The organism is Paracoccus mutanolyticus (assembly GCF_003285265.1).
Classification (GTDB): Bacteria; Pseudomonadota; Alphaproteobacteria; order Rhodobacterales; family Rhodobacteraceae; genus Paracoccus; species Paracoccus yeei.
On sequence record NZ_CP030239.1, the window covers coordinates 2,118,257 to 2,132,009 of the forward strand.

Consider the following 13,753-nt stretch of genomic DNA (forward strand, 5'->3'; position numbering starts at 1 on the left):
TGGATGCTGACCCTGACCTGTCCCTATTGTGGCATCCGTGCCGAAGAGACCGAACTGGCCCCGGGGGGCGAGGCGCATCTGAAACGCTTCGGCCCGGGGGCCTCGGACGAGGATTTCGAAGGCTATCTGTTCGCCCGCAAGAACCCGCGCGGCGTGCATTTCGAACGCTGGCGTCATGCCTATGGCTGCGGCAAGTGGTTCCTGGCCGCGCGCGACACCGTCACGCTTGAGGTTTACGGCACCTACAAGGCGCAGACCCCGTTCCCGACGCCCGAGATCGTCGCCGCCATCCAGGCCCGTCACCCGGATTGGACACCCGATTTCGACGCCTCCGCCCGTCGCCCCCCCCACCCCTGAAGGCCTGATCCAATGACCACCGAGAACGGACCCTTCCGCCTGCCGCGCGGCGGCCGCCTGATCGATCGCGCCTATCAACTGCCGTTCCGTTTCGACGGCCGCCATCTGCGCGGGCTGGCGGGCGACACGCTGGCCTCGGCGCTGCTGGCGAACGGCCAGCTGATGATGGGCCGCAGCTTCAAGTATCACCGGCCGCGCGGCCCCGTCGCCAGCGGCGCCGAGGAACCGAACGCGCTGCTGGGCCTTGGCCAGGGCGGCCGGTTCGAGCCGAACCAGCGCGCCACGACGACGCCCCTGGTCGGCGGCATGGTCACGACCAGCCAGAACTGCTGGCCCAGCCTGAACGTCGATATCGGCGCGGTGAACAACTGGCTGTACCGCTTCCTGCCGGCGGGCTTCTACTACAAGACCTTCATCCATCCCCGCGCGGCCTGGAAGCACCTGTTCGAGCCGATCATCCGCCGCTCGGCGGGTCTCGGCAAGGCCCCGACCGAGGCCGACCCGGACAGCTATGAACAGGCTTATGCCCATGCCGACCTGGTGGTGGTGGGAGGCGGCATCGCCGGCCTGACCGCCGCGCTCGAGGCCGGTCGCGCGGGCAAGACGGTGATCGTGCTGGAACAGATGCCGGTGTTCGGGGGCCGCACGCCCACGGACCACGAAGGCGGGCAGGGGCGCATCGACGCGGTCCTGGCCGAACTGCGGACGCTGCCCAATGTCACGCTGCGCCGCTCGACGATGGCGACCGGGCTTTACGACCACGGCTATCTGCTGGCGCGCGAGGCGGTGGCCGACCACGACCCGAACGCCGGCCTGCCCCGCCAGCGCCTGTGGCGCATCCGCGCGGGCCATGTGATCGTGGCCTCGGGCGCGCTGGAACGGCCGCTCAGCTTTGCCGGCAACGACGTGCCGGGCGTGATGCTGGCCTCGGCCGTGCGCGACTTCATCAAGGATTACGGCGTGGCGCCGGGCCGGCGCATCGTCGTGGTCACGAACAACGACGACGCCTATCGCACCGCGCTGGCGGCGCTGGACGCCGGGCTTGAGGTCCTGTCGTGATCGACGCCCGCCCGCAGGCTAATGGCGCGCTGCCCGAGGCCCTGCGCGCCCGTGGCGTGCGCATCCTGACCGGCAGCGCCGTTGCCGGCATCAAGGGCGGCCAGGCGGTCGAGGCGGTCAAGCTCTGCGCCCATTCGGGCAGCGGCGAGGTCACCGAGACCATCGAGGCCGATTGCGTCGCCATGTCCGGCGGCTGGTCCCCGGTGGTCCATTTCTGGAGCCATTGCGGCGGCAAGCTCTCCTGGTCCGAGGATCAGGCGATGTTCTACCCCGACACCGCCCGCCCGCCGACCGGGGCGGACGGCCAGGCGATGGCGACCCCCGTGGGCGCCGCCGCGGGCGATCTGCTGGTCGCAGAGGCCACCGGCGCCGAGGCCGAGCAGCCCCTGCTGCCGGTCTGGGTCATGCCGCAGAACGCGACCCGCAAGATGAAGTTCAAGATGTGGCTGGACTTCCAGAACGACGTGACGGTCTCGGACGTCAAGCTGGCCTATGTGGAAAACATGCGCGTCGAGCACCTGAAGCGCTGGACCACGCTGGGCATGGCGACCGACCAGGGCAAGGTCAGCAACGTCAACGGCGCTGGCCGTGCTGGCGAACGCGCTGGCCAGTCGATCCCGCAGACCGGCACCACGACCTTCCGCCCGCCCTATACGCCGCTGACGCTGGGCACCATCGCGGCCGAGGCGCGGCGCGATCTGTTCCAGCCGCTGCGCAAGACCGCGATCCATGGCTGGCACGAGGCGCATGGCGCCTTCTTCGAGCCCGTGGGCCACTGGCGCCGGCCCTATTGCTATCCGAAGGCGGGCGAAAGCCATCACGACGCGGTGGCGCGGGAAATCCGGGCGGTGCGGGCCTCGGTCGGCACGCTCGACGCCTCGACCCTGGGCAAGATCATCGTCAAGGGCCCGGACGCCGGCAAGTTCCTCGACATGATGTATACCGGCATGATGTCGACCCTGCCCATCGGCAAGTGCCGCTATGGCCTGATCTGCAACGAGAACGGCTTCCTGAACGACGACGGCGTGGCCGCGCGCCTGTCCGAGGACACCTGGCTCGTGCACACCACGACCGGCGGCGCCGACCGCATGCACGCCCATATGGAAGACTGGCTGCAATGCGAATGGTGGGACTGGAAGGTCTATACCGCCAACGTGACCGAGCAATGGTCGCAGGTCGCCGTGGTCGGTCCCAAGGCTCGCACCCTGCTGGAGCGCCTGGGCGGGACCATCGACCTGTCGGCCGAGGCGCTGCCCTTCATGGGCTGGGCCGAGGGCGAGATCGCCGGGATCCCCGCGCGGATCTATCGCATCAGCTTCTCGGGCGAGTTGTCCTTCGAGGTGGCGGTGCCGGCCAAGCGCGGCCTGGAGCTTTGGGAAAAGCTGCACGAGGCCGGGCGCGACCTGAACGTGACCCCCTACGGCACCGAGGCGATGCATGTCATGCGCGCCGAAAAGGGCTTCATCATGATCGGCGACGAAACCGACGGCACGGTGATCCCGCAGGATCTGGGCATGTCCTGGGCGATATCCAAGAAAAAGCCCGACTATATCGGCAAGCGCGCGCAGGAGCGGTCCTTCATGGCCAATCCCGACCGCTGGAAGCTGGTCGGCCTGGAAAGCGTCGATGGCCGGGTGCTGCCTGACGGCGTCTATGCCGTGGCCCCGGGCGTCAACGCCAATGGCCAGCGCAACACGCAGGGCCGCGTGACCTCGACCTACCTGTCGCCCACGCTGAACAAGCCCATCGCCATGGGTCTGGTGCTGCACGGCCCCGACCGCATGGGCGAGGTGCTGGAGTTCCCGGTGCAGGGCGCGGAAACCTACAAGGCGCGGATCGTCGATCCGGTGTTCTATGACAAGGAAGGGAGCCGGGCGAATGGCTGAGGCGCTGGCACGAATCACCGAACTGACCGACCTGGGCATGATCCAGATCCGCGCCGATCTGGACCGGGCCGGGGACGCCATCGCCGGCGCGGCCGGGCTTGCGGTCCCGGCCCAGACCTCGGCCACGGCGGACGGCAGCCGCACCCTGCTGTGGATGTCGCCGGACGAACTGCTGCTGGTCCTGCCCCGGGCCGAAACGGCCGGGGCGCTGACCGCGCTGACCGACGCGCTGGCGACCGAACATTCGCTGGTCCTCGACGTCAGCGACATGCGCGCGGCCTTTGCCGTCGAGGGACCGAAGGCCGAACAGGTGCTGATGAAGCTTTGCCCCGCGGACATCGCGTCGATGCCTGACGATGGCGTGCGCCGCACCCGCGCGGCCCAGGTCGCCTGCGGGCTGTGGCGCACGGGCCAGGGCTATGTGCTGATCGGCTTCCGCTCGGTCGGGGATTACATCGGCGGGCTGCTCAGGAATGCGGCGCGGCCAGGGACGCATCTGGACCCGCGCTGACCTGCGCTTCGTGTCTTGTCGCGGCGCGCGGCGCGGCTATGGATAGGGCGACCCTTGCCAGAAGTTCCGCCATGCGCCGTCTGTTGCCCTGCCTGCCCCTTCTTCTGTCCCTCGCGGCCTGCGTTTCCTCCGCTCCGCCGCCGCAGCCTGCGCCGCCGCCCCTGGCGCCGGGCGCGCTGCGGGTGATGATGTGCGAGATCCGGGACGAAAGCGGCACCGGCTGGGTGCCGGGCTTTCTGATGCGACGCGCCATCCCCGGTGCTGGGAACGCGATGAGATCGTCTTCGACCCGATCCATTACCTTCCGCTGATCGAGCAGAAGATCAATGCGCTCGACCAGGCAGCACCGTTGCAGGGCTGGGACCTACCAGAGGAGTTCGCCACGTTGCGCCGGCCGATATGCCGCGCGGCTGGACTATCGGCTGACCGTGTCGAAGTCGGACGGAGCGGCGCAGGTCACGGCCGTCGCCGAAGGCTATGACAACATCATGCACGGCCAGGGCCGCTGCCTTTCGCCCGCCGAGGGCTGACCCCGGAACCCCGGGGGACCGGAACCCCGCCCCGCGCCCCGCGTTGGTGCGCCGGCGGCAGGACTTGCATCCGGGCTTTCCCCGGCGCATGTTCCATGTCAGAAACCGTTTCCGAAACCGTTGGAAAGGAAATCGAAAATGGCCTTCACGCTTCCCGATCTTCCCTATGCCCATGACGCGCTGGCCGCGGGCGGCATGTCGAAAGAGACGCTGGAATACCACCACGACAAGCACCACAAGGCCTATGTCGACAAGCTGAACGAGCTGGTCGCCGGCACCGAATGGGAAGGCAAAAGCCTTGAGGACATCGTCACCGGCACCTACCAGTCGGGCGCCGTGGCGCAGAACGGCATCTTCAACAACGCCAGCCAGCACTGGAACCATACCCAGTTCTGGGAAATGATGGCCCCGAACCCCGGCGCCATCCCGGGCGAACTGGAAAAGGCGATCACCGAATCCTTCGGCTCGGTCGAGGACTTCAAGAAGAAGTTCTCGGAAGCCGGCGTCGGCCAGTTCGGCTCGGGCTGGGCTTGGCTCGTCAAGGACAAGGACGGCAGCCTGAAGATCGCCAAGACCGAGAACGGCGTGAACCCGCTCTGCTTCGGCCAGACCGCGCTGCTGGGCTGCGACGTGTGGGAACACAGCTACTACATCGACTTCCGCAACGCGCGGCCGAAATATCTGGAAAACTTCCTGAACAATCTGGTGAACTGGGAAAACGTGGCCTCGCGCCTCTGACCCGCTTGCCGACCGAAAGGGAAAGGCCCGCCCCCGCAGGCGGGCCTTTTGCCATTCTTTCGTGTCCAAATATCCCGGGGGGAGCGTCCGGCCGGCCCCGTTCAGGGGCAGGCCGGACGCGGGGGGCAGCGCCCCCCGCGCCGCGCTTGCCAATCCCGGGGAACCGGCGCATGAGAGGCGCCGCGAAAGGATCGGCAGATGAGCGAACGGACCAAGGGCTTCTGGGCAATGATCGGCGTCTGCGTGGTCTGGGGCCTTTCGCCGATCTTCTATCACGCGCTGGCGGGCGTCCCGGTGATCGAGGTGCTGATCCACCGCACCCTGTGGTCGCTGCTGCTGTTCGTCCTGATCCTGGCCTGGCAAGGCCGGCTTGCCGAGTTCCGGCGCGCGATGAGCGGGCGTTACCTGGGCCAGCTGGGCTTCGCGGCGGCGATGATCTCGGTCAACTGGGGGCTGTTCATCTGGGCGGTGCAGTCGGGCCATGTCATGCAAAGCTCGCTGGGCTACTACATCTTTCCGCTGGTCGCAGTGCTGATGGGCATGGTCTTTTTCGGCGAAAGGCTCAGCCCGCTGCAGGCGGCCGCGGTGATCCTGGCGGCGCTTGCCGTGCTCCTGCTGACCTGGGGCCTGGGCGTCGCGCCCTGGATCAGCCTGGCCCTGGCGGTCAGCTTCGGCTTTTACGGCATGGCCAAGAAGGCGCTGCCGATGGGTCCGGTCCTGTCGGTCGCCTGCGAGGTGGCGATCCTGACGCCCTTTGCGTTGGCTTGGCTGGCGCTGCAGGGCGCGGGCTGGCTGCCCGGCGGACTTGCCGAGCCCATGGCCTTCGGGACCGACCTGCGGGCCAGCCTGCTGCTTGCGGCCTCGGGCGTGGTCACGGCGCTGCCGCTTATCCTGTTCAGCTACGCCTCGCGCCGGCTCGAGATGGCGACGCAAGGGCTGATGCTTTACCTGAACCCGACGCTGCAGTTCTTCTGCGCCGTCGCCATCTTCGGCGAGGCGGTGACGGGCTGGCACCTGACCGCATTCGCCATGATCTGGACCGCGCTTGCGCTTTATTCCGCCGCCTCGCTGTGGCAGGCGCGGACGGCGCGCCGGCAGGCGTGATCGGGCGGGGGCCTTCGGCGCCATTGGCAAACCGGCGCAAGCCCGTATAGAACAACGCCGAACGACACGGGCGCGACCACGACGGGGACAAGATGGCCAACCAGAACGACAGCTTCATCGACGAGGTGACGGACGATCTGCGCCGCGACCGGCTGTTCCGCGCCTTTCGCCGCTTTGGCTGGATTGCCATCGTGCTGATCCTGGCGCTGGTGGGCGGTGCGGTCTGGCGCGAATACGCCGCCAGCCAGCGCGAGGCGCAGGCCCGCGCCTGGGGCGACGCCGTCCTGGCCGCGCAGGCCGAGGCCGACAAGGCTGCTGCGCTGTCGGCGGTCGACGCCCAGGGCTCTGCCGGGCGCAAGCTTCTGTCCGAGATGCTGGCCGCCGGCGCCGAGGTCGAGGCCGGCCTGTCCCAGAAGGCGGCCGAGCGGCTGCTGGCCGCGGCCGATGGCGTCAAGGACGATCCGGTGCTGCACGATCTGGCCCAGCTCAAGGCGGTGATGGCGGCGGGGCCCGCGATGGACCCGGCCCGGCGCGACGCGCTGCTGTCGGAACTGTCCAAGCCCGGAGCGCCCTTCGAGCTGCTGGCACTGGAACAGAAGGCGGTCGCGCTGATCGGCGCCGGCCGCACCGAGGACGCGGTGGTGCTGATCCGCCAGATCCAGCAGCGGGACGGGCTTTCGGAACCCTTGCGCCGCCGCCTTGCCGAGATGATGATCGCGCTTGGCGCCGCGCCCGAGCAGCCCGCCGGACCGGGGCCCCAGACCATGACCGTGGCCCCTGCCGGCTGATCGCCGCGCCATGATACCAGAACCAAGGCCGGGGACGGCCGTGCCCGTCCCGCCCGCCAACTTGAGGAGACAGCGATGACACGGTTGCCCCTGATCGCCGCTTTGGCGGGCCTGACCGCCCTGGCTGCCTGCCAGCAAAAGGATTACATCCTGCCCGGCGAAAGGCTGGACCCGCGCACCGTGCTTTCCCCAGAAAGCGGGCTGACGCAGGGGCGTGTCGCGCCGACCACCGCCGCCCTGTCGCTGCCGCCGGTGCGCGGCAACGCCGACTGGCCGCAGCGCGCGGGCGGTCCGGCGCATGTCTCGGGCAACATGGCGCTGGGGGCGGGGACCAGCCGGATCTGGTCTGCCAACATTGGCGCTGCCTCGGACCGGCGCCACCGCGTCACCGCCGACCCGATCGTGGCGGCGGGGCTGGTCTTCGCGCTGGACAGCCAGTCCACCGTCACCGCCACCACCCCCGGCGGCGGCCGCGTCTGGAGCGTGGACCTGCGCCCGGCCGGCGAAAACGACCGCAGCGTGTCGGGCGGCGGCCTGGCCTTCGAGGACAACCGCGTCTTTGCCACCACCGGCTATGGCGAGCTTGTGGCGCTGGATGCCCGCACCGGCGGCGTCGCCTGGCGCCAGCGCGTCGGCGCCCCGATCGGCGGCGCCCCCACGGTCGCCAATGGCGTGGTCTATGTCATGGGCCGCGACGCCCAGGGCTGGGCCGTGCGCGCCAATGACGGCAAGGTGCTGTGGCAGGTGTCCGGCAACGACGGCATGGCCGGCGTGATGGGCGTGTCCTCCCCCGCCGTTGCCGGCTCGACCGTGGTCTTTCCCTATTCCACGGGCGAGCTGATGGGGGTCGAGCGCGACGGTGGCGGCCCGCTCTGGTCGGCCAATGTCGCGGGCACGCGGCTGGGCCGGGCCATCGGGCTGTTCCGCGACATGACGGGCGACCCGGTGATCCTGGGCGATACGGTCTATGCCGGCACCAGTTCGGGCCGGGTCGGGGCCTATGACCTGGCGACCGGCGCCATGAAATGGGAGGCGCCCGAGGGCGCGTCCAGCCCGCCCCTGGTCGCCGGCAACGCGGTCTTCCTGGTCAACGACCAGGCGCAGCTGATCCGGCTGGATGCCGCGAACGGCGGCCGGGTCTGGGCGCAGAAGCTGCCCTATTTCACCAGACAGGTCGTGCGCAAGCAGGACAAGGTCTGGAACCACTACGGCCCGGTGCTGGCGGGGAACAAGCTTTACCTTGCCGGCTCGGACGGCTATCTGCGCGTCTTCGACCCCGCTTCGGGCGCCCTGATCGGCACGGCCGAGATCCCGGGCGGCGCCGCCGCGGCCCCGGCCGTCGCGGGCCAGACCCTTTATGTCGTCACCCATGACGGCCAGTTGATCGCATACAGATGAGCTTTACCCTCGCCATCGTCGGGCGGCCGAACGTCGGCAAGTCCACCCTGTTCAACCGCCTGGTCGGCAAGCGCCTGGCCCTGGTCGACGACCAGCCCGGCGTGACCCGCGACTTGCGCGAAGGGCAGGGGCGCCTGGGCGACCTGCGCTTTATCGTGGTCGATTCGGCCGGCCTTGAAATGGCGGACGACGACAGCCTGCAAGGCCGCATGCGCCGCCTGACCGAACGCGCGGTGGACGAGGCGGACGTCTGCCTGTTCGTGATCGACGCCCGCGCGGGCGTGACCGCGGCCGACGAATACTTCGCCGACATCCTGCGCAAGCGCGCCAGGCACGTCATCCTGGCCGCCAACAAGGCCGAGGGCCGCGCCGGCGAATCCAGCGCGCTGGAGGCCTATGCCCTGGGCCTGGGCGAGCCTCTGCGCAGCAGCGCCGAGCCGGCGAGGGGTGGACGATCTTTATCGCGCGCTGGTTCCGCTGGCCGAAGAATTCGAGGCCGCGAATGCCAGCAGGCCCCCGAAACCGATGTCGACGTGGCCGAGGATGACGACGAAAGCTGGCGTCCCAGCGCGGCGAAGCCCCTGCAGATCGCCGTCATCGGCCGCCCCAACGCGGGCAAGTCCACGCTGATCAACAAGATCCTGGGCGAGGATCGCCTGCTGACCGGCCCCGAGGCCGGGATCACCCGCGATTCGATCAGCGTCGCCACCGATTTCATGGGTACGCCGGTACGCATCTTCGACACCGCCGGGATGCGGAAGAAGGCCCGGATCAGCGACAAGGTGGAAAAGCTCTCGGTCGCCGACGGACTGCGCGCGGTGCGTTTCGCCGAAGTGGTCGTCGTGCTGCTGGATGTGGGCATCCCGTTCGAGCAGCAGGACCTGCGCATCGCCGATTTCGCCGAAAGCGAAGGCCGCGCCGTGGTCATCGCCGCGAACAAATGGGACCTCGAGGACGACAAACCGCACAAGCTGAACGAATTGCGCGAGGCGTTCGAGCGCCTGCTGCCGCAGCTCAAGGGCGCGCCGCTGGTCACGGTGTCCGCGCGCACCGGCAAGGGGCTGGACCGGCTGCACAACGCCATCCTGAAGGCGCACGAGGTCTGGAACCGCCGTGTGCCGACCGCGCGGCTGAACCAGTGGCTGGGCGCCATGACCGAGGCGCATCCGCCGCCCGCGCCCGGCGGGCGCCGCATCCGGCTGCGCTACATGACGCAAGTCAGGACCCGGCCGCCGGCCTTCGTGGTCATGGCGACGCATGTGGACAAGCTGCCCGACAGCTATCAGCGCTATCTGGTGAACGGGCTGCGCGCCGATTTCGACATGCCCGGTACGCCGATCCGGCTGACCTTCCGCGACCAGGGGACCAAGAACCCCTACAAGGACAAGGCCGACAAGATCAACCAGTCCGGCGCACTGTCCAAGCACAGGCACCGGCAAAAGCCCAAGGCCTAGGTCGCCGCCTGCACCAAGCCAAAGACGATGACCGCGATGGCCAGGACCGCCAGCGTCGCCAGCGCCGCATTGACGGTCACGGTGCTGGCGGCCAGCGCGACCAGCCCCCAAAGCACCGCCAGGCTGAAGCCGATGGTGCGCCCCATCCGCAACTGCACGCTCAGCGCCGCAAGCGCGGCCAGCGCCAGGCCCACGGTGGCGGCCAGGGTCAGGGGCGCGCCCAGCTTGCGTTGCAGCAGGGCGATGAACAGGGCGAATGTCACCATCGTGGCCCAGCCCGCCACAAAGCCCAGGGGGTTGCTTTGTTGCCGCAGCTTGCCCTGGCGGGTGCCGCGCAGGGCGGCCGCCAGGAACCGCCAGGCTGAGCGCTCGACCCGGAAGGCCGCCAGCGGGGACTTGGGAAACAGCCAGGGCCAGACTGCGCCGGCCACCAGCCCGATGATCGCCGGGGCATGTTCGGCCAAGCTGTCGTCGCGCCGGTGCAGTTCCAGGATCTGACGCGGCGGCGGCGGGCCCGAGGCGCCCGCCCGTAGCCTGCGGCCCAGCCGGTCGCGCAGCGCGGCCTCGGCCGTGCGCAGGCGCTGGGTTTCCTGCAACCGATAGGCCGCGTGATAAAGCAGCGCAGCAATGGCCAGCGCCATCAGCGACCCCATCGCCAGATTCGGGGGCCGCAGGAACAGGCCGACGATATCGACCCCGGGCAGGGGGCCGCCCGAAAGCGGATCAAGGGAAGCGGACCCCCGTGGCGGCGAGCGGGGGATCATCGCATAGGCCAGCAGGCTGGCCACGAATGCCAGCGTCGCTACAATCAGAAGATGGCCGCCAGCTCGTCTCATGCCATCGGAACGCCCGGCAGCCACGCCGGTTTCGCCCCATCGCGGAGCGGCTGACGATTAATCTGCCGGGCCTCAGGCCAGGGTGCCGTCCGCCGCCAGCCGGGTCTTGCCGCCCAGATAGGGATGCAGCGCCTCGGGCAGTTCGACCGAGCCGTCGGCCTGCTGGCCGTTCTCCAGCACCGCGATCAGCGTGCGCCCGACGGCCAGCCCCGAACCGTTCAGCGTATGCACGAACTCGGGCTTGCCGCCGCCGTCCGGGCGATAGCGGGCGTTCATGCGCCGCGCCTGGAAATCGCCGCAATAGCTGACGCTGGAAATCTCGCGGTAACGGTCCTGGCCGGGCAGCCAGACTTCCAGGTCATGGGTGATGCGGGCGCCAAAGCCCATGTCGCCGCCGCAGAGCACGATGGTGCGATAGGGCAGGCCCAGCCGTTCCAGCACGGTTTCGGCGCACGGGTCATGCGGGCATGTCCGCCATGGCCTTTTCCAGGATGCCGGCCGCGATCTCGACCTTCTCGCGCAGCTCGGGATAGGGCAGCATCCGCGGCAGTGTCGCGGCCCGGCTGCCTGCCTCGGACCGGAAGCATTGGCTGTGGGCGACCATGCGGCGCGGCAGGCTGGCGTGATCGACCAGATCGCCATGCACGGTGTTGGTCAGCGTCACCTCGGAGGTCGGGATCAGCCACCAGCCTTCGCGGGTCTGATAGCTGTCCTCGCCGAACTTGGGCAACTGGCCGGTGCCGACCATCATGTCCGACAGCACCAGGACCGGGGTCCAGGTTTCCTCGAGCCCGTGTTCGGCGGTATGCAGGTCCAGCATGAACTGCGCCAGGGCGCGCTGGATGCGCGCGACGCCCCCCTTCAGCACGACGAAGCGCGCGCCCGACAGCTTGGCGGCGGTCTCGAAATCCATGCCGGGCTTGACGCCTTCGATCTGGTAATGCTCGCGCGGGGTGAAATCGAAGGTGCGGGGCTGTCCCCAGCGGTTGATCTCGACATTGTCATTTTCGTCCTGCCCGGGGGGGACGCTTTCGACCGGCAGGTTCGGGATGCCCATCAGCATCTCGCGCAGCTGCCCGTCCAGGGCGGCAGCCTCGGCCTGCATGCGGGCGATCTCGTCCTTCTTGGCGGACACCAGCGCGCGCAGCCGCTCGAACTCGGCCTCGTCGCCGCGGCCCTTCGCGGCCCCCGCTTCCTTGCTGGCCTTGTTCTGCTCGGCCTGGGCGGCCTCGGCGGCGCTGATCCGGGACCGGCGCTCGGCATCCAGCGACAGGATCTGCGGCGAGGCCGGGGGCAGGTTGCGCAGGCCCAGGGCCGCGTCGAAGGCTGCGGGGTTCTCGCGGATGGCGCGGATGTCGTGCATGACGGTTCCTCATCAGGTTCACGCGGCCCCAGATAGCGCAAGCCCAGGCAGGGCGAAAGCCTTCAGGCTCGCGCCCGCTCCAGCATGGCCCGCAGGACCGGAAAGAACCGCTCGGCGCCCGGATAGCCCTCGAACCGCGTCACCTCCAGCCCGTCCCGCAGCAGGATGAAGCTGGGCGTCAGCCAGGGCTTGCGATCCAGCGCCAGCCCGTCGGGATAGGGCCCGTCCACATCGACCATCATCAGCGGGGCGGCCCGGCCCTCGGGGTGACGGGCATAGACCGGCCCGATATCGCGGTCCCAGGCGGCGCAATGGACGCAGCCCCGGCGCCGCACCATCATCAGCCGCAGCCCGTCCCCGGCCCGCGCCGGTCCCGCCAGCCCCGCCGCGATGGCGGCCAACAGGGTTCGTCGTGTCAGCATCGGCCCTCCGTCGCGGCGGACCCTAGCGTTCGCCCAAGGCTGCGGCAAGCGCGTCATGCGCGGTTCTTTCGTGGACAAAGATCCACGGGGGTTGACGGTCGGCGCGCCATCGGTCCAAGACCGACCGGCGACGGGGCAGTCGGCCCCTGCGGTCACGGGCGGGAACGCATGGATGATCTGACCACGGCCCTGGTCCAGGGCGACCGGCGCGCCCTGTCGCGCGCCATCACGCTGATCGAAAGCACGCGCGCCGACCACCGGGCCCGGGCGCTTGCGCTGCTGTCGGACCTGCCCGGCCGCCAGGCGCTGCGCATCGGGCTGTCGGGTACGCCGGGGGTGGGCAAGTCCACCTTCATCGAGGCGTTCGGCAAGATGCTGACCGGGCAGGGGCTTCGCGTCGCGGTCCTGGCGGTCGACCCCAGCTCGGTCCGCTCGGGCGGCTCCATCCTGGGCGACAAGACCCGGATGGAGACGCTGGCGCGCGACCCCATGGCCTTCATCCGCCCCTCGCCCTCGCGCGCGGAACTGGGCGGCGTCGGCCGCCGCACGCGCGAGACGGTGCGCCTGTGCGAGGCGGCGGGCTTCGACGTGGTGCTGATCGAGACCGTGGGCGTCGGGCAGTCCGAGACCCTGGTGGCCGAGATGTCGGACCTGTTCATCCTGTTGCTGGCCCCGGCCGGCGGCGACGAATTGCAGGGCGTCAAGCGCGGCATCATGGAGATCGCCGACATCATCCTGGTCAACAAGGCCGACGGCGCGCTTCACGACACCGCGCTGCGCACCGTGGCCGATTACGCCGGCGCGCTGCGGCTGATGCGCAAGCGGCCCTACGACCCCGAGGGGTTTCCCCAGGCGCTGCCCGTCTCGGCCCAGACGGGGCTGGGGCTGGACACGGCCTGGGCGCGGATGACCGCTCTGGCCGACTGGCGGCGCGACCACGGCCATTTCGCTGCGCGGCGGGCCGAACAGGCGCGGCACTGGTCCTGGCGGACGTGCGCGCGGGCCTGCTGGCGCGGCTGGAACAGCCCGAGGTCCGCGACCGGCTGCGGCGCGCGGGCGACGCCGTCGCGCGGGGCGAAAGCGACCCCAATGCGGCGGCGGCGGATGTGCTGGACTGGCTGCGGACCTTCGATGCCTGCCCCGGCGCCGATCCCGCCGTGCGGGACGGGGCAGGGGCGGCAAGGAATCGGGGCGAAAAGGCTTGACCTTGGGCCTGGCTGCGTTTATTCCCCCGCAGACAGAATTCCGGGCGCTGCCACGCGGCGCCCTTTCATATTGCGGGCGACCGCTCAAACGAATCGAAGGAA

11 protein-coding genes and 3 pseudogenes are annotated in these 13,753 nt (G+C 69.7%); 11 read left to right on the forward strand and 3 right to left on the reverse strand.

The window, feature by feature from the left end; translation table 11 throughout:
* Positions 1–3: 3 nt before the first annotated feature.
* From DPM13_RS11450 to der, 10 genes and pseudogenes are all read left to right on the forward strand, one after another.
* Complete coding sequence (locus DPM13_RS11450; protein ID WP_112888053.1) at positions 4–357, forward strand: sarcosine oxidase subunit delta; 354 nt, start codon at positions 4–6, stop codon at positions 355–357.
* A 12-nt stretch (positions 358–369) separates the two neighbouring features.
* A pseudogene (locus tag DPM13_RS26055) lies at positions 370–3,302 on the forward strand (sarcosine oxidase subunit alpha family protein).
* On the forward strand, positions 3,295–3,813 hold the full coding sequence (locus DPM13_RS11460) for a sarcosine oxidase subunit gamma (protein ID WP_028719954.1): 519 nt from the start codon (positions 3,295–3,297) through the stop codon (positions 3,811–3,813). Before DPM13_RS26055 ends, DPM13_RS11460 begins: the two are co-directional and overlap by 8 nt.
* Before the next feature lie 71 nt (positions 3,814–3,884).
* A complete protein-coding gene (locus DPM13_RS20845; protein WP_189654936.1) occupies positions 3,885–4,124 on the forward strand; it encodes a hypothetical protein in 240 nt (79 codons plus the stop codon).
* Positions 4,125–4,139: 15 nt separating this feature from the next.
* Positions 4,140–4,343, forward strand: a complete 204-nt coding sequence (locus DPM13_RS20850) for a hypothetical protein (protein ID WP_189654937.1) — start codon at positions 4,140–4,142, stop codon at positions 4,341–4,343.
* A gap of 138 nt (positions 4,344–4,481) precedes the next feature.
* Entirely contained in the window at positions 4,482–5,081 is a 600-nt protein-coding gene (locus tag DPM13_RS11470) for a superoxide dismutase (RefSeq protein ID WP_112888054.1), read from the forward strand.
* A gap of 198 nt (positions 5,082–5,279) precedes the next feature.
* Entirely contained in the window at positions 5,280–6,185 is a 906-nt protein-coding gene (gene rarD / locus DPM13_RS11475; protein WP_112888055.1) for an EamA family transporter RarD, read from the forward strand.
* A gap of 92 nt (positions 6,186–6,277) precedes the next feature.
* Positions 6,278–6,973 (forward strand): tetratricopeptide repeat protein, encoded by a 696-nt coding sequence (locus tag DPM13_RS11480; RefSeq protein ID WP_112888056.1) that lies wholly within the window; start codon positions 6,278–6,280, stop codon positions 6,971–6,973.
* Positions 6,974–7,048: 75 nt separating this feature from the next.
* The gene (locus DPM13_RS11485) at positions 7,049–8,371 is read left to right on the forward strand and encodes a PQQ-binding-like beta-propeller repeat protein (protein WP_112888057.1); all 1,323 of its coding nucleotides are present in this window, start codon (positions 7,049–7,051) and stop codon (positions 8,369–8,371) included.
* The gene (gene der, locus DPM13_RS11490) at positions 8,368–9,825 is read left to right on the forward strand and encodes a ribosome biogenesis GTPase Der (protein ID WP_223251972.1); all 1,458 of its coding nucleotides are present in this window, start codon (positions 8,368–8,370) and stop codon (positions 9,823–9,825) included. Before DPM13_RS11485 ends, der begins: the two co-directional genes overlap by 4 nt.
* Here the strand turns inward: der and DPM13_RS11495 are convergent.
* From DPM13_RS11495 to DPM13_RS11505, 3 genes and pseudogenes are all read right to left on the reverse strand, one after another.
* On the reverse strand, positions 9,822–10,613 hold the full coding sequence (locus tag DPM13_RS11495) for a hypothetical protein (RefSeq protein ID WP_223251973.1): 792 nt from the start codon (positions 10,611–10,613) through the stop codon (positions 9,822–9,824). The two genes, der and DPM13_RS11495, sit on opposite strands and share 4 nt — an antisense overlap.
* Before the next feature lie 120 nt (positions 10,614–10,733).
* A pseudogene (serS, locus tag DPM13_RS11500) lies at positions 10,734–12,024 on the reverse strand (serine--tRNA ligase).
* A 62-nt stretch (positions 12,025–12,086) separates the two neighbouring features.
* Positions 12,087–12,446, reverse strand: coding sequence for a SoxS protein (locus tag DPM13_RS11505; RefSeq protein WP_112888059.1), 360 nt, complete (start codon positions 12,444–12,446; stop codon positions 12,087–12,089).
* A 168-nt stretch (positions 12,447–12,614) separates the two neighbouring features.
* Between DPM13_RS11505 and meaB the strand changes: the two are divergent.
* Positions 12,615–13,651, forward strand: a pseudogene (gene meaB / locus DPM13_RS11510) (methylmalonyl Co-A mutase-associated GTPase MeaB).
* Positions 13,652–13,753 lie beyond the last annotated feature (102 nt).